This window comes from Streptomyces sp. NPDC002564, assembly GCF_042889645.1.
Classification (GTDB): Bacteria; Actinomycetota; Actinomycetes; order Streptomycetales; family Streptomycetaceae; genus Streptomyces.
Window position 1 is genome coordinate 1 of sequence record NZ_JBIARE010000024.1, and the last position, 21,259, is coordinate 21,259.

Consider the following 21,259-nt stretch of genomic DNA (forward strand, 5'->3'; position numbering starts at 1 on the left):
CGCACCCAGAGCGACATCGCCGCCGAACTCGGCTGCTCCCAGATGCACGTCTCCCGCCTGATCAGCAAGATGCTCGACAAGCTCCGCACCGGCCTGACGACCGACGCGTGACCCCACCCGCGAAGAGCGGGCGGATCAAGAACACCTGGCCGGGTCGATTCGGCTGGCCGCTCAGCCCGTGCCGGACCGGGCTGAGCGGTCTTTCGTTTCCCCGTCGAGTGCCGGCCTGGTGAGGTCATGACGCGTACGCAGGACAATGAGCAGGGCAGCAAGCCGAGCGGCGAGCAGGATGCCGCCGCGCACCGCCGGACCGAGCTGATCCCGCAGGCTCTCGCGGGCCCCGGGACGCCGCCGTCGCACGACGACCGCGTCGTGCGCATACGAAGACGACTCGAGCGGCTCATCGGCATCGCGGCCACCGAGGGCAACAAGCTCGTCCCGCTGGTCAACGGGGACGAGATCTTCGCCGCGATGCTGGCCGGCATCGCCCGCGCGGAGCACACGGTCGACATGATGACGTTCGTGTACTGGAAGGGCGACATCGCCCGCCGGTTCGCGCAGGCGCTCGCCGAGCGGGCCCGGGCCGGCGTACGGGTGCGGCTGCTCCTCGACGGGTTCGGCAGCCGTCTGATCGAGACCGAGCAGCTCCGGCTCATGGAGCGCGCCGGGGTGCAGGTGGCGTGGTTCCGCAAGCCGCTGTACCTCTCACCGCTCAAGCAGAACCACCGCTGCCACCGCAAGGCCCTCATCGTCGACGAGGAGACCGCGTTCACGGGGGGCGTCGGGATCGCCGAGGAGTGGTGCGGCGACGCCCGCAACGCGAACGAGTGGCGCGACACGCACGTCGAGGTCCGCGGGCCCGCGGTGGACGGCATCGCGGCCGCGTTCGCGCAGAACTGGGCCGAGTGCCACGACGACCTCTTCGACGAGCGGGACCGGTTCATCGAGCACCGCCCGCAGGGCGACGCCGTCGTCCAGGTGGTCCGGGGCTCGGCCAGCTTCGGCTGGCAGGACATGCAGACCCTGATCCGGGTGATGCTGGAGTCGGCCGAGGAACGCTTCCGGCTGGCCACCGCCTACTTCTCGCCGGACGCGTACTTCATCGAGCTGCTCTGCGCGACCGCGCGACGCGGAGTCGCGGTGGAGATCGTGCTGCCCGGCCCGCACACCGACAAGCGGGTCTGCCAGCTCGCCGGACAGCACTTCTACGAGCAGCTCACCGCCTGTGGCGTGAAGATCTACCAGTACCAGCCGACGATGATGCACGCGAAGGTCATCACCGTCGACGGCGTCGCCGCGCTCATCGGCTCGACGAACTTCAACCGCCGCTCCCTCGACCACGACGAGGAAGTCATGCTGGCCGTCCTGGACCCCGAGTTCACGGCCACGCTCGACGGGCACTTCGAGGCCGACATGGCGGTCAGCGAGCTGATCAAGGAGGCCCGCTGGAAGAGGCGTTCGGTCGTCCAGCGGGCCCGCGAAGTCGCCGTCCGCCCCCTCAGCCGCTTCTTGTGACGGGCCACCGGCCGGATCCGACGCGATCCGGCCGGCCCGACCAGCCCGGTGCCCCACGAACGGACGTCACATGAACGGACGTCACATGAACAGACGTCACACGAGCAGATTCCAGTGGGAGATCGCCCCGAGGAAACCGCCCGTGCTGGCGAACCAGCCGATCAGGGTCAGCGACATCGAAAGGCGCAGGTGCCTGCCCGCATCCACGCGCAGGCCCTGACGCCCCAGGCTGACCTGCCAGGTCGGCGCCTCACTCTTCTTGTTCTCGCTCACGGCCCTCTTCCTCTTCTCCGCGCCGCCTGGATGCCCCGGACGCCGGGCAGGATGTGCGGTCCACTCCATGGCACCGCGAGTGGGCGCCCTGCACCCAGGAACAGGTGCGGACCCGTACGAACCCGAACAGCACATGCCTGTTTCCGAAACGGCGGGACTGTCACCGAAATTCACCGGGTCCCGGCGAAGTTCGAGGAAGTTCGCCGAACGGCGGGAATGTTCGACAGGCGGCCCCTACGCTTTTCCCAACTCAGGGGAGAGGGAGCGGCTTTGGTCGAGCACGCGTCGGAGCAGGCAACGGCGGCCGAGCTGATCGCGGCCCACGACCGGGCACTCCGCGAGTTCGCCGAGGCGCTGGGCCTGCTGCACATCGACTGCGGAGCCCCGCCCCGCTCCGATCTCACCAAAGGCGCGAAAGCGGCCGGCCGCTGCACTCTGCCCGCGTCCTCGCTGACCGAGGTGTTCCAGGGGCGACGGCTGCCCAAGCTCGACTTCACCGTGGAGCTGATCCGGCAACTGCGCCCGGGGGAGCCCGAGTTACTGGACGAGTGGCGTGAGCGCTGGCGGATCGTCAAGCGCGCGGAACAGAAGGCCGCCCCGGCCCGCAGGGCCCTGCGGGCCGGCGAGGAAGCCCCCGGCGTCCCCGTACCGGCCGCCCGGCCCGAGGCGGCCGCCGGCAACGGAGAGGCTTCGGCCGACGACAAAACCGGCCCCGAGCCCTTTCCGGGAAAGCGCCGGAACGGAGCCCAAGCCCAAGGCGAAGGGGAAGGGGAAGGGGAAAGCCGAGAACAAGGCGAAGACCGTGACCGAGGCCCCAGTCACGGGCAGGCGGCCAAGAGAGGGCCGTCCCGGAAAGCGATCGCGAGCGTAGTGGCCGCCGCCGCGGAGTTCGTGCGCGCCCGGGCGGAACAAGGGGCCGACCCGCGCGAGGTCATGGCGGAGATGGGCGCCCTGCTCTACCAGTGGCTCGCGGAGGGACTGGACCCGCAGAAGAGCGCGGCATCCCTGACGGACATGCCGACCGTGGCGCTGCGGCCGGGAGGCCCGCGCACGGCGATGCCGACGTCACTCGTCGAAGCGAGCGGATACGCGGCCGTGCGATTCACTCCCGCCGCGCCGGCGCCGATGCCAGTGCCGGTGCCCGCACCCGTGGCGACGGTCTTCGCGGCCGACGAGCGGCCGTGGACCGCCGAGGAGCAGCAGTCGGGTTGCCCGGTGTGCAGGACCCCGCCCGCCACCGTCGCGGGCAGCTGGGCCTGCGACGGATGCGGAAGCTGCTGTGTCAGGGGCACGGACGGCCAGGTCTTCCTGGACGTGCCCCGGGGCAGACGCCCCTCGGAGGTCAACGCCTACATCTGCCTCGTGTGCGAACTCCTCGTGCACCCGATCAAGATGCGGACCGCGGACTGCCCCCGGTGCGGCGCCAATCTGGTCCCCGGCGCCCTGGGCCGCCGCTGACCGGCCGCCGCTGACCCGCGGCCGGGGTCACGGCCCGTCGCCGCTGCCGCGCGCCCGGTTCCGGCCGGAGCCCTTGTAGCCGCGCAGGGCGTCCTGGACGGTCGTGGGGTGCACGCCGAGGCGGCCGGCGATCGCGCGCACGGAGGATCCGGAGTCCCGCAGGTCGCGGGAGAGGGCCGCCCGCTCCTCGGCCCAGGCGCCGCTGCGCCGGCGCACTTCTCTGGCCGCCGTGCTCTGCACGCGGACCCGCTCCTCCGGGTCGGCGATGGCTTCGATGGCATCAAGGGCGGCCAGCAGCCGCTGCCACGGTTCGTCGTGCACTGTGCTCCTTCGACCCCTGCGGGAAGGCCGCGGGCCGACCCGTTCGGTCGGCCCGCGGCCCGCTCCTCGACGACGGCCCGAGCCGGGCTCAGGCCCCCTGCATCGAGGCGGACACCTTCTTGCGCGTGGCCAGCAGTCCCAGCCCGGCGAGGACGGCCAGCGAGGCCTCCGCCGCGACCACACCGACACCGGACAGGTCGACCCCCGCGATGGCGAGCAGGCCGGTCACGGAGTCGCCCGCCGTCACGGCCAGGAACCACACGCCGAGCAGCTGGGAGGCGTACTTGGCGGGCGCCAGCTTGGTCGAGACCGACAGACCCACGGGGGAGAGGCACAGCTCGCCGATGGTCTGCACGAAGAACAGCAGGACGATCCACCACATGGTCGGGTGGGCGCCGTCCGCGGCCTGCATCAGCGGGATGCAGAAGGAGAAGAACGACAGCGCGATGAAGAAGAGCCCGAAGGCGAACTTCGACATCGTGCGCGCCTCCCGGCCGCGCCGGATGAGACCGATCCACAGGGCCGCGAAGACCGGCGCGAGCAGAATGATGAAGAAGGAGTTGAACGACTGGTACCAGGTGGAGGGCATCTCCCAGCCGAAGATGGTGTTGTTCGCCTTCGTCTCGCCGAACGCCTGCACCGTCGACGCGCCCTGGTCGTAGATCATCCAGAACACGGCCGCCGCGGCGAAGATCCAGATGAAGCTCGTCATCCGCGACTGCTCGACGTCCGTCAGGTCGCTGTCGCGCTTGATGCGCACCAGGACGAGGACCGGGATGACCAGGCCCGCGACGGTGAGCGGCAGCAGCACCCAGTTGATCGTGAAGTGGTCGGTGGCCACGACGACGGCGTAGAACACGGCGGCCACGGCGGCCCAGGTGAGGGACTTGAGGGCCAGCTTCTTCTTCTCGGCTGCGCTGGCCGGGTTGACCACGACGTCCGAGTGCTCGGGCAAGTGGCGGGTGCCGAGCAGGAACTGGGTGAGGCCCAGGGCCATGCCGAGCGCGGCAAGGGCGAACCCGAGGTGCCAGTTGACGGTCTGTCCGACCGTGCCGATCACGTACGGGGCGAGGAAGCCGCCGACGTTGATGCCCATGTAGAAGACGGTGAAGCCGCCGTCGCGGCGCACGTCGTTGTCGGCGTAGAGCTGTCCGACCATCGTGGAGATGTTGCTCTTGAGCAGGCCGGAGCCGAGGGCGACCAGGGCCAGACCGACGAAGAAGCCGGCCGACCCGGGGATGGCCAGGCACAGGTGGCCGACCATGATGACGCCGGCGCCGATGGCCACGGTCTTGCGCGGCCCCCACACCCGGTCGCCGAACCAGCTTCCGGGCATGGCGAGCAGGTAGACCATCGCCACGTAGACCGAGTAGATCGCCGTCGCGGTGGCCGCGTCATAGGCGAGACCACCGCCCTGGGAGCCGACCTTGGCGTCGGCGCCGCCGGATATCAGGTAGATGACCAGCAGTGCGCGCAGCCCGTAGTAGCTGAAGCGCTCCCACATCTCGGTCATGAACAGCGTGGCCAGGCCGCGGGGGTGGCCGAAGAAGGTCTTCTCGCCCGCGGGGGGCGCGTCCTTCGTCAGGCTAGACGCCATGGAATGTGTCCTTGTGGCTCGGGACGCACCGCAGCTTGCCGGGGCCGTAGGCACGCGCACGCGTCACAGCGGAAGAACAGGAGCGGCACGCCCGTATGCGGGCGGTGCGGAGCCGACCGTCGACGCCTTCGGTTCGGGCCGGCTCAGGCGTGCAGGCAGCGGCGAGGGCCGCACACAAGCTGTATGGGCCACTCAACTGGAGGCACCCGCACACCCTAGGGCAGCCTGTCCGCTCAGCGAACACTCTGAGAGGCACGTCACAATCCGTCACGGCGACGGCGTCCTCACGTGCCCCGATTCGCGTGGAGAGTCCGACCTAAGTCCCGCAGGGGCGGGGCTTAGGGCCAGGCGGAGTGCGCGAACACCGTAAGTGACGTATCACGGAAAGTAGCGTCGACGGTGGTGCGCGGGCTCACGGGCGCCGGTGGTGGTCCGTCGTCGCGGCGGGCGTGATCCGGCTGAGGATGCGGAAGCGCCCGGGCACGGCCTCCTGGGCCGGGCGCAGGTCGACCGCGACCGGCCCCGCGAAGCTGTAGCCCTGCTCGGCCGCGTGCCGGTGCACCTCGTGGGCCAGGAAGAGACCCAACTGCGGTTCTTCCGGAGCCAGGCGCGCGTGGCTCTGCCGCGGGAGCTCCACCGTGAAGGAGTTGGGGACCACCGTCCGCCCCCGCTCCAGGATCAGCGCCCGCTCGTCGCACTCCCGCCGGAGTATCGACACGACCGCCCCCTGCTGCTGCCGGGGGTGGACCTTGGACCATGCCAGGTCGATCCAGCGCTCCATCGTGCCTTCGACCGCATTGAGGATTCCCATCTCCTTCGCCTGCCCGGTCCGGGCGGACGGAGGCTCACCCGTGCGAGTGTCGCGGCGCGTACGGACGTGACCGCGCGCCACGCCGTACCGGCCGACCCGCCCGCCCCTCTGGACAATGCCCTCACTCGGTGCTGGGATGCCAACTGTCCCTGAGGTGACCGCTGTTGCGGCCCGACCGCGGGGATGTCGCACGTGTCGCACACGCTGCCCGCGGGTCGCCGGTTGGCCGGATGGCCCGGGGATCGCGTACGCCGCGGATTTACAACGTTGTAAAGCGCTCTGCACGGCCCACCAAGCACCCCGCACGGCCCCCACCAGCGGAACACGGACAACGATCGGGACGGTAGTCATGACGCACCTCGGCCGACGTCACTTCCTTCTGAGCTCGGGCGCGATCACCCTGGGCGCGGCGGGCGGCATCGCCGTCACCGGCCCTCCCGCACACGCCGTGACCCCGGCGCGCGGGGGCCTCTACGGGCCGAACGCCGCACCGCTTGCCCCCACCGCCTTCCAGAAACTGCCGGTGGGCAGCGTCGTCGCGCGCGGCTGGCTGCGCGGGCAGCTCGACCTGCTGCTCGGCGGCCTGTTCGGCAGGTACGCGGAGCTCTCGCACTTCCTGTCCTTCGACGACTCGGGCTGGGTGCACCCGGACAAGGAGGGGTGGGAGGAGGTCACGTACTGGCTGCGCGGATACGTGGATCTGGCGGCCCTCACCGGGGACCGCGGCGCGCAGGCGGAGAGCCGCCGGTGGATCGACGCGATCCTCGCCACCCAGGACGCCGACGGGTTCTTCGGCCCCGGACGGCTGCGCACCTCGCTGGGCGGCGGGCCGGACTTCTGGCCCCACCTGCCGCTCCTCCAGGCGCTGCGCTCGTACGAGGAGTTCACCGCGGACCGGCGGATCGTCCCGTTCATGGTGCGTTTCCTGCGCTTCATGAACGCGCAGGGGCCCGGCGCCTTCGACTCCAGCTGGGTCTCCAAGCGCTGGGGCGACGGGCTCGACGTGGCCTTCTGGCTCTACAACCGCACCCGGGAGACCTTCCTGCTCGACCTCGCCGACCGGATGCACACCCACGGCGTGGACTGGGCGGGCAGCGTCGCCGACTGGCACAACGTCAACGTGGCGCAGGGTTTCCGCGAGCCCGCCCAGTACGCGCTGCGCTCCGGCAAGGACGCCCACACCCGGGCGACGTACCGCAACTACGCGACCGCCATCGGGACCTACGGGCAGTTCCCCGGCGGCGGCTTCGCGGGCGACGAGAACGCCAGGCCCGGCTTCGGCGACCCCCGCCAGGGCTTCGAGACCTGCGGCACCGTCGAGTTCATGGCCAGCCACGAACTGCTCACCCGCATCACCGGCGACCCGGTCTGGGCCGACCTGTGCGAGGAACTCGCCTTCAACATGCTGCCCGCGGCGACCGACCCCGAAGGGACGGGAATCCACTACATCACCAGCGCCAACAGCATCGACCTCGACAACACCCTCAAGACACAGGGACAGTTCCAGAACGGCTTCGCGATGCAGGCCTTCCAGCCCGGTGTCGACCAGTATCGCTGCTGTCCGCACAACTACGGCATGGGCTGGCCGTACTTCACCGGGGAACTGTGGCTGGCCACCCCCGACCGCGGCCTGGCGGCGGCGATGTACGCACCGTGCCGGGTCACCGCGAAGGTCGCGGACGGCACCTCCGTCACCATCACGGAGGACACCGACTACCCCTTCAAGGAAACGGTCACCCTCACCCTCGCCCTGGCGAAACCGACCCGCTTCCCGCTCCGGCTGCGGATACCCGGCTGGTGCGACGCCCCGCAGCTCATCGTGGACGGCGCCCGGCTCCCGGCCCCCCACGGACCGGCCTTCGCCGAGGTCGAGCGGACCTGGCGGGACGGGGACCGCATCACCCTGCGGCTGCCGCAGCGCACCACCGTCCGCACCTGGAAGAACGGCGCGGTCAGCATCGACCGAGGCCCCCTGACGTACTCCCTGCGCATCGGCGAGTCCTACGAGCGGTACGCGGGCACGGACGACTTCCCGCACCGCGCGGTGCACGCGACCACCCCGTGGAACTACGCGCTCGCCCCCGACCCGCGGGGCGACCTCACCTTCACCGCCGCCCCCGGGCCGCTGCGGGGCGACCCGTTCACGCACGAAGGGGTCCCGGTGCGCATCCGTGCCCGCGCCCGGCGCCTCGCGGAATGGATCGCGGACGACGAGCACGTGGTGGCACCCCTCCAGCCCGGTCCGGCCCGGGCCGCCGGGGCCACCGAGGAGGTCACGCTCATCCCGATGGGCGCGGCCCGCCTGCGCGTGACCGCGTTCCCCACCGCGACCCCCGACGGCCACCCCTGGACGCCCGAGCCGCGCTACCGCCGGATCGAGAACCGGCACAGCGGCAAGGTCCTCGCGGTCGACGGCATGTCCCTGGACGACGGGGGACGCGTCGTCCAGTTCGCCGACTCCGGTACGGGCGACCACGCGTGGCAGATCATCGACCGCGGCGAGGGCCACTGGACGCTCCGCAACGGCCACAGCGGCAAGGTGCTCGGCATCGAAGGGGCGTCGACGGCGAACTCCGCGCGGTCCGTGCAGTTCACCGACGACGGCGCCGACCACCTGCGCTGGGAGCGGATCGACGAGGGGGACGGCTGGTTCCTGCTCCGCAACCGGCACAGCGGCAAGGTGCTCGGCGTGGACGGCATGTCGACGGCCGACAGCGCGCAGGTCGTGCAGTACGAGGACAACGGCACGGCGGACCACCTGTGGCGGCTGGTCTGAGCACCGGCGGCGCGGAGCGGGCGGACGCGGCCTCCGCGACCCGCCCGCCCCACGCCGCTCAGCCCACCAGGTCGGGGGAGCGCAGCATCTGCGGCGGGATGTTCCACGCGTCGACGAGGTCGGCCGCGATCGGCCGCACCTTGCGGCACAGGTCGTTCACCTCGCGGCGGATCGCCTTGGAACGCTGGACGGTCAACCGGCCGTGCTCCATGAACCAGGCGCGGTCCGCCTCGATGGTGGACAGGGCGAAGAGGTCGCACAGCAGCCCCAGCGCGACCTTGTTGTCCCCGTCGGGCTGCCGGCGCACCTTGTCGACGAACGCCTCGAGGACCAGCCGCTCGACGTGCGCGTGGGCCACCGCGATGACATGGTCCTGGACCTGCGAGAAGACGACACCGGGATGGCCCTGCTGCTCCACGCCCCGCTTGAGCCTGCGGGCCACACCCGCGAGCATGTGCTCCTCGCGGAAGCGGAGCATGGCGAGCTGGTACTCCGAGTCGAAGAGGCCCGCCTCCTGGTCCCACTCGTCGCCGCCGGGCAGCAGGTCGCGGACCCGTTCGAGCAGCTTGTGGGCGGAGGTCTTCTCGATGACCGTCTCGACGGCGAGGTTGGTGACGTAGCGGACCATGCCGAGCTGGTCCATGTTCTCGAACTCGCCCGCGTAGTGCGTGAGCAGCCCCTTCGCCACCATCTGCAGCAGCACGTGGTTGTCGCCCTCGAACGTCGCGAAGACGTCGCTGTCCGCCTTCAGCGCGGCGAACCGGTTGACGGCCAGATACCCCGCGCCCCCGCACGCCTCGCGGCACTCCTGGATCGTGCGGGTGGCGTGCCAGGTGCCGAGCGCCTTCGTGCCCGCGGCCCGCGCCTCCAGCTCGCGCCGCGCCTGCTCGTCGTCCTCGGCGCCCGAGAAGACCTCGTGCAGTTGGCTGCGCACGACGTCCTGGGCGAAGTGCAGCGCGTACGTGCGCGCGACGAGCGGGAGGAGGCGGCGCTGGTGCATGCCGTAGTCGAGGAGCACCTGCTCCTCGCCGTCCGCGGCCGCCTCGAACTGCCGCCGCCGGTCGGCGTACTTGGTGGCGATGGTCAGGGCGACCTTGCTCGCGTTGATGGCGCCGCCCGCGACGCTGACCCGGCCCTGCACCAGCGTGCCGAGCATGGTGAAGAAGCGGCGGTCGGGGTTGTCGATCGGGCTCTCGTACACCCCCTCGGGGGTGACGTCGGCGAACCTGTTGAGCAGCGCCTCGCGGGGCACCCGCACGCCGTCGAACCAGATCCGGCCGTTGTCCACGCCGTTGAGGCCCATCTTGCGGCCGTCGTCCTCGATCCGGACGCCCGGCGCCACCGCGCCGCCGACGCGGACGGGCACGACGAACGCGTGCACCCCCTTGCGTTCGCCGCCCACCTCCAACTGCGCGAAGACGACGGCCAGCTCGGCGTGCCGGGCCGCGTTGCCGATGTAGTCCTTGCGCGCCTGGTCGCCCTCGGTGGTGATGACGAACTCCCCGCTGCCCGCGTCGTAGCGGGCGACGGTGCCCAGCGCCTGGACGTTGGAGCCGTGTCCGGTCTCGGTCATCGCGAAGCAGCCCATCAGCTCCCCGGTGACCAGCCGCGGCAGGTACGCGTCGTGGTGGCGCTCCGTGCCCAGCTGCAGGATCGCGCCGCCGAAGAGGCCGAACTGCACCCCGACCTTCACCAGCACCGACAGGTCGCCGAAGGCGAGCGTCTCGAACGCGGCGATCGACGCGCCGATGTCGCCGCCTCCGCCGTACTCCTTGGGGAAGCCCATGCCGGTCTGGCCCGTCGCCGCCATCTCGACGACGACGTCCCGCACCCGCTCGCGGAACGCGTCGAAGCCGAGCAGCTCCGCTTCGTCCAGGACGCCCGCGTACGTGGCCAGGTTGGTGCGCACGAGGTCGCGGACCTCGGCGTACTCGCCGTCCAGCAGCTCGGCGAGCGCGGGGACGTCGATGGCGGGCGGCACGTAGCCGTCCGGGGAGGTGGCGCTGTCGGTGACCATGTCGCCCTGCTACCCCGGCACCGGGGCGATCAAATCGGTCACTTGCTCCATTCGGCGGCCGGGCGCGCGGGGGGACGCGTCACCCGGCGGGCGTGTCCCCGTCCCCGGCGGTGGCCCTTCGGACGCAGTCGCGGAGCAGGGCCCGCCGCTCGGCGTGGACGTGGTCGTCCTCCTCACTGGCCGCCGCGTAGACGTTGCTGACCGGTGACCAGGCCATGGACATGGCGATCACGATCGCCATGATGTCGAACGGGTCGCCGGCCCGGACCCGGCCCGCGGCCTGCGCCTCGGTGATCGCCGTGAGCTTGCGGTCGTCGTAGTGCTCGTGCGTCTCGACGAGGTGTCCGGCCGGGCGTCGCTCCAGGCGCGTCCACGTCGCCAGCCTGATGAGGTCGGGCCGGCGCAGATATTCGTCGTAGAGGCGCACGGCCCAGCCCGGGAGATCGTCGGCGTCGATCGGCACGACGTCGGTGATGCGCTCCAGGGAGTTCAGGAAGATCGTGTCGAAGAGCTGCTCCTTGTCGCCGAAGTAGGCGTAGAGCTGTGCCTTGTTCGTGCGCGCCGACTTCACGATGCGCTCGATCCGCGCCCCGGCGATACCGTGCCGGGCGAACTCCGCGGTGGCGGCGTCGAGGATGCGCCGGTAGGTCGCGGCACCGCGTGAGGTCTGGGGCTGTTCCAGGTCAGGCATGCCGCGAGCTTAACAAACAGAACAGTTTGTTTGCCTGGAGACGACATCCATGCCTACAGTCGACGACAGATAGACCGAACAGTCTGTTTGGAGTGAGGAGCCCACGATGCGCATGACCACGGGATGGCGGGCAGGCGGCCCGGACCGACTCGAACGCGTGCCCCTGGAGCGCCGCGACCTGCGCCCGGACGACATCGCCGTCCGGGTCGACTACTGCGGGGTGTGCCACACCGATCTGCACGCCCTGGGCGCGTACGACCCGCACGCGACGGCACCGCTCGTGCCGGGGCACGAATTCACCGGCGTGGTGACCGCGACCGGCCCCTCGGCGACGGCCTTCGCCGTCGGCGACCCGGTCGCGGTGGGCAACATCGTCGACTCCTGCGGCGCGTGCGCCATGTGCGCGGCGGGCCAGGAGAACTTCTGTCACACGTTCCCGACCCTCACCTACGGCGGTACCGACCGGCAGGACGGGACGACCACCCTGGGCGGCTACTCCCGCGAGTACGTCGTGCGGGAGAGCTTCGCCTACGCCCTGCCGCCCGGCCTGGACCCGGCCGCGGCGGCCCCGCTGCTGTGCGCGGGCGTCACGGTGTGGGAGCCCCTGCGGGCGCTGGGCGTGGGCCCGGGGAGCAGGGTCGCCGTGGCGGGGCTCGGCGGCCTGGGGCACCTGGCCGTCAAGATGGCGGTGGCGCTCGGCGCCGAGACGGCCGTCATCAGCCGCACGCCGGACAAGGGCGCCGACGCCCGTCGGCTCGGCGCCCACGACCTCATCGTCTCCACCGACGGGCAGCGGATGGCGGCGGCGCGGGACACCTTCGACGTCATCATCGACACGATCTCCGCCCCCCACGATCTGGCCCCCTACCTGAAGCTCGTGGCCATGGACGGGACGCTCAGCCTCCTGGGGCAGCTCGGCCCGGTCGCCGTCGAGGCGATGGACCTGCTCGTGGGCCGCAAGAAGCTCAGCTCCGGGGGCAGCGGAGGCCGCGCGGGGACGGCCGGGATGCTCCGGTTCTGTGCCGAGCACGGGATCGTGGCGGACACGGAGGTCCTCCCGTCCGCCGATGTGCACACGGCTCTGGAACGGCTGCGGAAGAACGACGTCCGCTACCGCTTCGTGCTCGACATGTCGGATCTGGGGTGAGGCGCGCGCGTCGCTCCGGTCGCTCTGCCGGAGGCGGGGTCGGCCGCGGCGGGAGGCGGCCCGGACGGGCACCTGAAGAAGCCCCGAGTGCCGCTTGAGGTAAGGGTCTTAGCCTGTCTGCGATCACTACCACTTCTGCAAGGAGCTGATCGTATGAGCGACCTCGTTCGCCTGCCGGGTGAGGGGCACAAGCTGGTCACGAAGGCGCAGGAAGTGACCTTCAAGGCCACCGGGGCGCAGGGCTCGTCCGCGTCCATCTTCGAGGTGGTCGTGCCGCCCGGCTTCGACACCGGCGGCCACTACCACGAGCAGTCGGAGGAGTTCTTCTACATCCTGGAGGGCGAGCTCGAACTGCTTGCCTTCGAGCCCGCCGAGCGCACGGACGACTGGCTGGACTGGGAGTCCGTGGAGGGCGACAGAGTCGTCCGCGCCCCGGCCGGCAGCAGCATGTTCGTGCCGCCCAACACCCCGCACGCGTTCCGCAACGCCACGGACAAGCCGGTGCGGATGCTGTTCCAGAGCTCGCCGTCTCCCGAGCACGAGCACTACTTCGAGGAGATCGCGGAGATCTGGTCCGCCGGTGACTCGGTGGACCCGGAGGCGGTGAAGCGGATGCGGAGCCGCTATGACGTCAAGCAGATCACGCCCATGCGCTTCGAACCGCCGGTCGCGGCGACCGCCTCCTGATTCCGTACAGCCAGGGCTACGGCTCCGGCTACGGCTGGGGCCGGAGCCGGAGCAGTGCGGCCGTCGGCCCCCGTCCCTCCATCCGTACGATCCGTACGCGTGTCGAGGGCGGGGGCCGGCGGCCGGCCGGTGGCGGAGATTCTTGAGCGGTAGCTGATGCACGGCTGATGTCCGGGTGCCGCACGGGTCGGCGACGCTGAACATCGTCCGGTTCCCCGGCAGGCCTCACCAGTCCGTGAGGCCCTCCCGAGAAACCGGTGAGGCCCTCCCGAGAAAGAAGTCACCTGATGGAAACGACCACCGGCCTTCGCGCCGTCAAGACCGCCACCTCCGCCGCCCTGCTCGTGATCGCAGCCCTGTCCGCGCTCGGCGCGGTGATCCTCGGCATCGGCGCGTTCGTCACGGACACCGGCGCGGGGGAGACGGGTCAGCCCGCCGCCGTCCTCGCCCTGATCGCGCTGACCTTCGCGGCGGCCACCGCCGGACTGGGGACGGCCCTGCGCCACCGGACCGCGGCACCCACCGTGCCCGAACCGGCCCCCGCAGCCGGCTGACGCCCCCTAGCGCCTGTCCGGCGGATCGCGTGCCCTGCCCGCGAGCCGTTGGCATGTTCATGGGGCGGGGAGATCTCACGAATGCGGAATGGGTGCGCCCGGAGTCGCGTCTGCCGAAGTCCGGTCTGCGGGGCGGGCGCTGGGAGAGCCGTCGCAGGGTGATCGACGAGACCCTCTTCCGGCTACGTCTTCCACGGCGCCGTCACCGCAGCAACAACGCCCTTGTGGCTCCGCCCGTGATCCGCCGAACGGGCCCCCATCCACTCGCACCCAGTCAGTTGCCCGTCGCCTTGCGGGTGTCGTGAGCCCGCCCTGCGATTACCGCGCCGATCACGACGGCCAGTACGTGCACGCTGATGCTCACCGCGAAGCCTCCCGGTAGCCAGCCCAGCAGGCCGACGTCGTCGTGGTCGACGAGCTGGCGAATGGCACCCTGGGCTCCGATGACGAGCAGTGCCATGCCGAGTGCCTGGTAGAGGCCGTACTTCATGAGGTCCCCTCGGTCTGATTGCGGGTTTACCATGCACTTGCACTGTAAAACGATGGTGCTCGGTTTTGCAATGCGATCGCATGGTGAAAATAGTGAGGAAGGCGGCGGTACCGTGCCGAAGATCGTGGATCACGAAGCGCGCAGGACGCGCCTCGTCGAGGCCGTCTGGTCATTGGCCGTGCGAGGCGGCATCGAGCAGGTGTCGCTGCGTAAGGTGGCCGAGGAGGCGGGTGTCTCCATGGGCCAGGTCCAGCACTACTACTCTTCGATGCAGGCCCTGATCCGCGACGCCCTCGACCGAGCCGTACAGGCCGTGAACGCCAGCATCGAGAACGCGGTCGCCGCCGCCGACACGACCAGCCCGGAGGTCGTCCTCCGTGCCTGCCTGTACGCCCTGATCAGCCCGGCCGAGGAGAGCACGCGGCTGATGCGCTTCGCGCTGGTGGCCGTGGGCCGGGCGGTCTCCGATCCGACGATGGCCAAGGTCCTGGCGCCGGGTGACGACGAACTGCTCACCCTCACCGCCGGTCTCATCGCGGCAGCCAGGGAGGAGCGGGGCAGCGTGCCGCGCGGTGAGGAACGCACCGACGCCGACATCTGCTGGTCCCTCGCCACCAGCCTGGGCGTGGACATCGCCCTCGGCTACCGCACCCCGGAAGCCGCCGAACGGGTCCTCGACCACCACATCGAGCAGGTCCTTCGCTAGAGCCCGTCCGGCGGCCCTTGCGGGACCCATGCAGTCCGGCGCGTATCCCTGTGCGCGTGGCACCACCCCGTACCCGCCAACAAGATCCGCCGGACAGGCCCTAGGGCGCGGCCACCGGACCGGACGGCAGGTCGATGCCGAATGCCACCCGGTCGAGTCCGGGCCCGTCGTAGTCCGGCTTCACCTCCGAGACCGTGAAGCCGAGCCGGGTGTGGAAGGCCTGCGAGGCGGTGTTCTGCGGACTGGTGATGCACTCGACGCGATGGCGCCCGAGCGACCGCACGAGCTCGAAGAAGTTCCGGTACAGGGTGCGCCCGACTCCCTGCCCGTGTAGTTCCGGGTCGACGCCCACGAAGTGGATGTAGGCGGTCCCGGGCTCGGTCTGCGACAGGAAGCCGACGAGGAACGCGGCGATGTCGCCGTTGTCGCGCTCGACCAGGAAACTGGTCGTGGTGAAGTGCTGGAAGTACAGCCGGGGCAGCAGCGAAGCCCGCTCCCTCGCCCCGGCCGCTCCCTTCAGCCCGCCCCACCACGCATCAAGGACCCCGAGCACGCGCAGATGGTCGCCCTCGTCGAGGTGCCGTGCCGACAGGCCGGATGGCAGATCATCGATCATGCGTGCAGTGTGCCATCGGGCTCGGGACACGCCTACGACACGGCACATGCGGCACTGCGTACGGTCACACGGCACATGCGGCGCCGCGTACGGTCGGGGCGCGGACGTCACGGCCCGACGCGACCCGGCCGGGGAGATCGCCCCGGACCCGGCCGCGTTCGGGAGCTAGCCGATGGTGAAGACGGCGCCGGGCTCGGCGTGTTCGACGGGACCCCGGAACCGTGCTGCGGCGCGGTCCACCGCCTCCTGGGGCGTGAGGAAGGGGCCGACGTGGGTGACGATCAGCCGGCCCGCGCGAGCGGCCGTGGCCGTGTCGCCGCTGTCCTCGGGCGTGTGGTGCACCTGATCTTCACCGGCCGGGGCCTCGGCGACGTCCGCCTCGCACAGCAGGACGTCGCACCCGTCGGCCAGTTGCGTCAGGCGCGCGCACGGGGCCGTGTCGCCGGAGTAGACCAGCGACCGGCCGTCGGCCTCGGCGCGTACGGCGAAGGCGGGGATGCCATGTTCCACGGCACCGCTGGTCATCGTGAGCCCGGCGACGCGCACCTGATGCCCGTCGTGCAACTCGTGGACGGCGAAGGCGGACTCGACCGGGCTGCGCGCCGCGGTGTTGCTGAGGAAGTGGGCCAGCCGGTCGGCGGTGCCCGGCGGACCGTACAGAGGGATCGGCGCGGTCGGCCGAAGGTCGGCGTAGAGCAGCGCGTAAGAGGCGGTGAGCAGATCCGCGCTGTGGTCGGCGTGCAGATGCGAGATCCAGATCGCGTCCACCTCGTCGAGCCGCGCATGCCGCTGCAACTGCGCCAACGTGCCACTGCCCGCGTCCATCCAGACCCGTGCCCCGCCGCCGGTCACCAGATAGCCGGAGCACGGGTTGTCCGGACGCGCGTAGGGCGTCGCGGAACCCAGGACGGTGAGACGGAGCGGGCCACCAGTGGTCATCCGGCGAGTCTATAGAGCGCGTGATCGGCAGGCCGGGTCGCCTGCGCCGCGGCCTCGTCGACGAGGGCCACCGCCGCCGTCTTGGCCCCGATCTCAGCCGTGGCATCTACATGACCTGTGCCGTCAGGGTTTGCGGTACTTCCCGGTGGCGGGGTCCTGGATCCAGGTCGCACGTGCCGGGTCGATGTTGATGGCTGTGCCGTGCTGTGTGCACGCGTTGATGGTCGGCGCGAGGAACTTGTTGGTGAAGTCCGCCTGGACCACCGCGCCCGCGGCGACGGCGCCCTCCATGTAGGCGAAGACGTTCTCCAGTTCCGCGGACCGGGGAGTGGTGTTGCCCGAGGCGGTGGTGTTCACGTCGATACCCGGGCCCGGGTCGTCGGACCGGTCCTCGGGCCGGGGACCGACGCGGAAATTGGCCGGCAGGTTCTTCAGCGCCTTGTCGACGCTGGGCGCGCCGAACGCCGCCGGAGCCAGGGGAGCCAGATCCGTCCTGATCTGCTGCACCTGGGGCGAGGTCAGCAGCGCAAGGAACGGCTCGAAACGCGACTTGGGGATGATGTGGTGCAGCGTGTCCACCAGCGGATCATTGGGGTGGGCGGCCTTCACCGAGGCGAGCTCGTTCTGCGTCGACCCGAGCTTCCAGTCCTTCTTGTTGGCGCGCTGCACGACCTTGCCGGCCCGCTGCGCGACCTCGGAGCCGCCGCAGCCGCCGGGACCGCACCCGTCGCCATGCTCGGTACGGCTGCGCTGGACCATCGCCGTGACCGCGGCGTTGCCCGCGGTGCGCTGCAGGGCGAGCATCGCCGCGGAGGCCCCGCCGTGCTCAATGCCCCGCCTTGTCCCCGCGCGGGCCTGGACGTGGTCCGGCTCCGATGAAGCCTGTGCGCGCATGTGTCCTCCTCGACCGACCACCCAGGATCCGCGACCCGCACCGGCAGCGGCAAGGGGCGTCAGGGCAAGAACACGGGCAACACCGCCTTCCCCCGCCGAGGGAGGACGCCGCGCGGCCGGGACCGTCACGTTCACCTGATCCGCCACGGTGTCCGGCGTTCCGCGACGCGCGGCGCCGGACGCCGCCGGCCGACACCGCTCCGCGTGTCTCCCTGCTGTTCGGGGGCACACGGCCGTGGTCTGGACCGCGACGTCCAGCGACGCATTCGTACGAAGCCGACCCGTGGGGGACCTGATGCCAGCTGTCATGCCGGGAATACCGGCGGGGAGCGCGAGACCTTCCGCGCTTCCGGTGCCCGTCGAGCCCGCGCGGACCGCCACCGGGCCGCGCCGGGCGGCGGCGCACATCGCGCTGTGGACCACGCTGCAGACGGCGCTCATGGCGGGCCTGGGATTCCTGATCACGGGGCCCGCGCGCGAGTGGTGGCCCGTCGTGCACGAGGACGCGGTGAACGAGGCACTGGAGCGCGTGCGCACCGGCACCCTCACCACGCTCTCCTTCATCGTCTCCGAGGCCGGCAACACGGCGACCGTCGTCGCCGTCACCTCGCTCGTCTGCCTCGGGCTGTTGCTCGTCCCCCGGGCGCCCCGGTGGCGCGAGGCGGGATTCCTGGCCGCGGGGGTGACCCTGCAGTCGCTGGTGTTCCTCCTGATAACCCTCACCGTGGACCGCCACCGTCCGGACGTGGACCGCCTCGACGCGTCCCCTCCGACCTCCAGCTACACCTCGGGGCACACCGGCGCGGCCACCGCGCTGTACGCGGGCCTTGCCGTTCTGGTGTCGTCCCGCATGCGCGGTCCGTGGCGGCGGATCGTGGCAGGTCTCTTCCTGCTGCTCCCGCTGCTCGTCGCCCTGGCCCGGCTGTATCGCGGGATGCACCACCCCACCGACGTGATGGGCGGACTGCTCAACGGGTCCCTGTCCCTGCTGATCGTCGGCCGCGCGATCCTGCCGCTCGGGGAGACCGTGGACAGGCCGCGTGCCGCCGACACCGCCATGGACACCTCCGGCAACGGCCGGGTCCGGCTCCCCACCGGCGCCGTCGTGGTGGTGTTCAATCCGCTGGCCGTCGGCACGTCCACACTGGCGCAGTTGCGCACGGTGCTGATCAAGCACGGTCACCCCGACGCCTGCTTCAGGGCGACCACCGCGGCCGACCCGGGCCACGGGCAGACGGCCGCGGCCCGGGCCGCCGGAGCCTCCCTGGTCGTGGTCTGCGGCGGCGACGGCACCGTGGGAGCCGCCGCGGACGCGCTGGCCGGAAGCGACATACCGCTCGTGGTCGTCCCCTGCGGGACGGGCAATCTCCTGGCGCGCAACCTGCGCCTGCCGTTGTCCCCCGCCGCCGCGCTGGACGCCGCGTTGGGCGGCAGCGTGCACCGTCTCGACCTCGGACGGATCGCGGGGGACGGGATGCGGCCCCTGCACTTCACCGCCATGGCCGGGGCCGGGCTGGACGCCGAGGTGATGCGGCACACGAGGAGCCGTGCCAAGTCAGTGATCGGCTGGCCCGCCTACGCGCTGTCCGTGCTGCGCCGCCTGCGCTCGCCGCGGATGACCATGACGATCCGGACGGACGACGCCCCCGCCATGCGACGCACCGCACGGATGGTCCTCATCGCCAATGTGGGCACCGTGCAGGGTGGCATCTCCCTGGTCCCGGCCGCCCGCCCCGACGACGGCCTCCTCGACCTGCTGATCCTCGACCCGCACGGGCCCTTGGACTGGCTGCGCCTGCTCGCGGGCCTGCGGCGGCCGGCCGCCGACGCGTCGGCGCGCACCGGCACGTGCGTGGAGTACGCCACCTTCCGCAGGCTCACCGTGGACTTCGACGCGACTCAGCCCCGCGAAGTGGACGGTGACCCGGTGCCGAACGGCCGTCGGCTGCGCGCCGACGTGTGCCCCGGCGCACTCGCCGTGCTGCTGCCGGCCGAGGAGAACTGACGTGGGCACCGCCACCCGAGTCCCCCAGACCCGCGACATGCGGGGCGAGGAGCTGTCCGGCGACGAGGCGTTCGCCGCGCTTCGCCGCTACGGGAGCTGGGCGCTGCTGCGCGACGCGTTCGTCCGGTTCCGTTACGCGGACGGCTTCAGCCACTCCCGCGCGCTGGCGCTTCAGACCGTCCTCGCGGTCATCCCGCTCGCCATCGCGTTCGTCGGCATCTCCGCGGAACTGCACACCGAGAACATCGGACGCATGGCCGAACTGACCATCCACCGCCTTTCCGAGGGCCCCAGCGCCACGGTGGTCGACGACGCGTTGGACCGCAGCCGTCGCCACGCCGGCGACGGCGCACGCGTCGCGCTGTGGTTCGGGCTGGTGTTCTCACTGGCCAACGTCACCACGGCGATGTGCCAGATCGAACGCGGCGCCAACCGCATCTACGGCGTCGAACGGGACCGCCCCTTCGCCCAGAAGTACACCCGCGGCCTCGTCATGTCCTTGAGCGCCGGCATCCCGCTCGGCCTCGGCTTCATCGCCACCGTGGCCGGTGACGCCCTGATCGACTCGGCGGTGACCGTGTACCACCTGGGCGACTCGGCGCGGAGCGTCTGGAACATGCTGCGCTGGCCCCTCGGACTGCTGCTGGCCCTGATCTCGGCCAGCGCCATCTTTCGACGCTCACCACGACGGGTGCAGCCCGGATACACGTGGCTGGCCTTCGGCGCCGCCGTCTACCTCGTGCTGTGGAGCGGCCTGACCTGGGCTCTCAGCCTCTATCTGGAGATCAGTGGGTCCTTCGACACCATCTACGGGCCGTTGAGCGCCTTCATGTCCCTGCTGCTCTGGGCGTACTTGACGTCCATCGCCCTCTTCTTGGGCCTGTCCTTCGCGGCGCAGCTCGAGGCCGTCCGGGCCCGGCAGGCCGGCCCGATCCAGCCCGATCCAGGAGTGTGACCATGGTGGTGCGTACCGCTGCCCGATCCCTGAGGCGTCATCGTCGGCGCACCGCCGATCAGCGATTCGGCGCGCGGCTCCTGGGAGGGACGCTGATCGCCGCGATCGCCGCGGTGCCCTTCGGGATCGTCGCCGCGCTCGTGGAAGGGCGGTGGACGCCCCTCCACCGGCTGGACGGGGAAGCCGCCCGCCACCTGCATCGCCTAGCGCGGGACCACCCGGCATGGACGGACGTGCTGCGGGTGCTGTCCGACTGGGTGTGGGATCCGTTCACCCTGCGGGTCGCGGTGGCGCTGCTGACCGTCTGGCTCGTCCTTCGACGACGCTGGCGCCTGGCCGCCTGGGCCGCGGTGACCGCCACCGCGGGGGGCCTGATCGGCCTCGCGGTCAAGGTGGCCGCCGAGCGGGCCCGGCCCGCGCTGGACGATCCGGTGGCGCAAGCGCCGGGCTACTCCTTTCCGTCCGGGCACGCGATGACCGCGACCACTTCCTGCGCCGTCCTGCTGCTCGTCGGCCTGTCCCTGGTGCCTGCCGTCTGGCGGCCGGTGTGCTGGGCCGCTGCCGTCCTCTCGGTGCTGGGCGTCGGCTTCACGCGCGTCGCCCTGGGGGTGCACTGGCTGAGCGATGTGGTGGGGGGCTGGCTGCTGGGAATCGCCGTCGTCACCGTCACGGCCTGGGCATTCGAGGCATGGCGGACCGACGTCGGGCTCCACCCGGCAGCCGTGACCGACGGTCTGGAGCCGGAATTGCGCGACGAGAAGCCGGGTCCGGCCTCCCGCCCTCGGTGAGACCCGGACGACACGCCTC

General features: G+C 71.3%; 21 protein-coding genes. 11 read left to right on the top strand and 10 right to left on the bottom strand.

The features are described 5' to 3' along the window. Positions 1-111, top strand: a 111-nt coding sequence (locus tag ACFYXE_RS37965) for a sigma factor-like helix-turn-helix DNA-binding protein (protein ID WP_389321105.1), incomplete at its 5' end; no start/stop codon positions are given. A gap of 126 nt (positions 112-237) precedes the next feature. Beyond that, positions 238-1,515, top strand: coding sequence for a phosphatidylserine/phosphatidylglycerophosphate/cardiolipin synthase family protein (locus ACFYXE_RS37970; protein WP_389321022.1), 1,278 nt, complete (start codon positions 238-240; stop codon positions 1,513-1,515). Between the two features lie 96 nt (positions 1,516-1,611). Here ACFYXE_RS37970 and ACFYXE_RS37975 read toward each other — a convergent pair whose 3' ends face one another. After that, complete coding sequence (locus ACFYXE_RS37975) at positions 1,612-1,788, bottom strand: hypothetical protein (protein ID WP_389321025.1); 177 nt, start codon at positions 1,786-1,788, stop codon at positions 1,612-1,614. A 270-nt stretch (positions 1,789-2,058) separates the two neighbouring features. On the opposite strand from ACFYXE_RS37975, the gene ACFYXE_RS37980 reads away from it, so the two are divergent. Further along, positions 2,059-3,246, top strand: coding sequence for a hypothetical protein (locus ACFYXE_RS37980; protein ID WP_389321028.1), 1,188 nt, complete (start codon positions 2,059-2,061; stop codon positions 3,244-3,246). A gap of 27 nt (positions 3,247-3,273) precedes the next feature. On the opposite strand, the gene ACFYXE_RS37985 is transcribed toward ACFYXE_RS37980, so the two are convergent. The 3 genes from ACFYXE_RS37985 to ACFYXE_RS37995 form a co-directional block, all read right to left on the bottom strand. Then, positions 3,274-3,567, bottom strand: a complete 294-nt coding sequence (locus tag ACFYXE_RS37985) for a helix-turn-helix domain-containing protein (RefSeq protein ID WP_389321031.1) — start codon at positions 3,565-3,567, stop codon at positions 3,274-3,276. Positions 3,568-3,655: 88 nt separating this feature from the next. Further along, on the bottom strand, positions 3,656-5,164 hold the full coding sequence (locus ACFYXE_RS37990) for a peptide MFS transporter (protein WP_389321034.1): 1,509 nt from the start codon (positions 5,162-5,164) through the stop codon (positions 3,656-3,658). Between the two features lie 412 nt (positions 5,165-5,576). Continuing rightward, complete coding sequence (locus ACFYXE_RS37995; RefSeq protein ID WP_389321037.1) at positions 5,577-5,975, bottom strand: DUF3662 domain-containing protein; 399 nt, start codon at positions 5,973-5,975, stop codon at positions 5,577-5,579. A 349-nt stretch (positions 5,976-6,324) separates the two neighbouring features. On the opposite strand from ACFYXE_RS37995, the gene ACFYXE_RS38000 reads away from it, so the two are divergent. Beyond that, positions 6,325-8,751: an RICIN domain-containing protein gene (locus tag ACFYXE_RS38000; RefSeq protein WP_389321040.1), complete on the top strand. Its 2,427-nt coding sequence runs from the start codon at positions 6,325-6,327 to the stop codon at positions 8,749-8,751. A 58-nt stretch (positions 8,752-8,809) separates the two neighbouring features. Here the strand turns inward: ACFYXE_RS38000 and ACFYXE_RS38005 are convergent, their stop codons facing one another. Beyond that, positions 8,810-10,768 (bottom strand): acyl-CoA dehydrogenase family protein, encoded by a 1,959-nt coding sequence (locus ACFYXE_RS38005; protein ID WP_389321043.1) that lies wholly within the window; start codon positions 10,766-10,768, stop codon positions 8,810-8,812. Positions 10,769-10,847: 79 nt separating this feature from the next. Beyond that, positions 10,848-11,459, bottom strand: a complete 612-nt coding sequence (locus ACFYXE_RS38010) for a TetR family transcriptional regulator (protein WP_389321046.1) — start codon at positions 11,457-11,459, stop codon at positions 10,848-10,850. A 106-nt stretch (positions 11,460-11,565) separates the two neighbouring features. Between ACFYXE_RS38010 and ACFYXE_RS38015 the strand changes: the two genes are divergently transcribed. The 3 genes from ACFYXE_RS38015 to ACFYXE_RS38025 all read left to right on the top strand — a co-directional run bounded on the left by ACFYXE_RS38015 (position 11,566) and on the right by ACFYXE_RS38025 (position 13,847). Beyond that, the gene (locus tag ACFYXE_RS38015; protein ID WP_389321049.1) at positions 11,566-12,606 is read left to right on the top strand and encodes an NAD(P)-dependent alcohol dehydrogenase; all 1,041 of its coding nucleotides are present in this window, start codon (positions 11,566-11,568) and stop codon (positions 12,604-12,606) included. Positions 12,607-12,759: 153 nt separating this feature from the next. Then, entirely contained in the window at positions 12,760-13,293 is a 534-nt protein-coding gene (locus tag ACFYXE_RS38020; protein ID WP_389321052.1) for a cupin domain-containing protein, read from the top strand. Positions 13,294-13,580: 287 nt separating this feature from the next. Continuing rightward, the gene (locus tag ACFYXE_RS38025) at positions 13,581-13,847 is read left to right on the top strand and encodes a hypothetical protein (RefSeq protein WP_389321055.1); all 267 of its coding nucleotides are present in this window, start codon (positions 13,581-13,583) and stop codon (positions 13,845-13,847) included. Between the two features lie 274 nt (positions 13,848-14,121). On the opposite strand, the gene ACFYXE_RS38030 is transcribed toward ACFYXE_RS38025, so the two are convergent. Beyond that, a complete protein-coding gene (locus ACFYXE_RS38030) occupies positions 14,122-14,337 on the bottom strand; it encodes a hypothetical protein (RefSeq protein WP_389321058.1) in 216 nt (71 codons plus the stop codon). A gap of 124 nt (positions 14,338-14,461) precedes the next feature. Here ACFYXE_RS38030 and ACFYXE_RS38035 point away from each other — a divergent pair, with 124 nt between their 5' ends. After that, positions 14,462-15,043, top strand: coding sequence for a TetR/AcrR family transcriptional regulator (locus ACFYXE_RS38035; protein ID WP_389321061.1), 582 nt, complete (start codon positions 14,462-14,464; stop codon positions 15,041-15,043). 100 nt (positions 15,044-15,143) lie between these two features. On the opposite strand, the gene ACFYXE_RS38040 is transcribed toward ACFYXE_RS38035, so the two are convergent. The 3 genes from ACFYXE_RS38040 to ACFYXE_RS38050 form a co-directional block, all read right to left on the bottom strand. Further along, positions 15,144-15,659, bottom strand: a complete 516-nt coding sequence (locus tag ACFYXE_RS38040; protein ID WP_389321064.1) for a GNAT family N-acetyltransferase — start codon at positions 15,657-15,659, stop codon at positions 15,144-15,146. 165 nt (positions 15,660-15,824) lie between these two features. Further along, positions 15,825-16,598 (bottom strand): MBL fold metallo-hydrolase, encoded by a 774-nt coding sequence (locus ACFYXE_RS38045; protein WP_389321067.1) that lies wholly within the window; start codon positions 16,596-16,598, stop codon positions 15,825-15,827. A gap of 123 nt (positions 16,599-16,721) precedes the next feature. Further along, the gene (locus ACFYXE_RS38050; RefSeq protein ID WP_389321070.1) at positions 16,722-17,492 is read right to left on the bottom strand and encodes a hypothetical protein; all 771 of its coding nucleotides are present in this window, start codon (positions 17,490-17,492) and stop codon (positions 16,722-16,724) included. 295 nt (positions 17,493-17,787) lie between these two features. Between ACFYXE_RS38050 and ACFYXE_RS38055 the strand changes: the two genes are divergently transcribed. From ACFYXE_RS38055 to ACFYXE_RS38065, 3 genes are read left to right on the top strand one after another with little or no spacing between them, the layout of a single operon-like run. After that, positions 17,788-19,497 carry a diacylglycerol kinase family protein gene (locus ACFYXE_RS38055; RefSeq protein ID WP_389321072.1) on the top strand — a complete coding sequence of 570 codons (1,710 nt, stop codon included), beginning with the start codon at positions 17,788-17,790 and terminating at the stop codon, positions 19,495-19,497. Position 19,498: 1 nt separating this feature from the next. After that, a complete protein-coding gene (locus ACFYXE_RS38060) occupies positions 19,499-20,452 on the top strand; it encodes a YihY/virulence factor BrkB family protein (RefSeq protein ID WP_389321075.1) in 954 nt (317 codons plus the stop codon). 2 nt (positions 20,453-20,454) lie between these two features. After that, positions 20,455-21,240 (top strand): phosphatase PAP2 family protein, encoded by a 786-nt coding sequence (locus ACFYXE_RS38065; protein ID WP_389321078.1) that lies wholly within the window; start codon positions 20,455-20,457, stop codon positions 21,238-21,240. Positions 21,241-21,259: the final 19 nt, after the last annotated feature.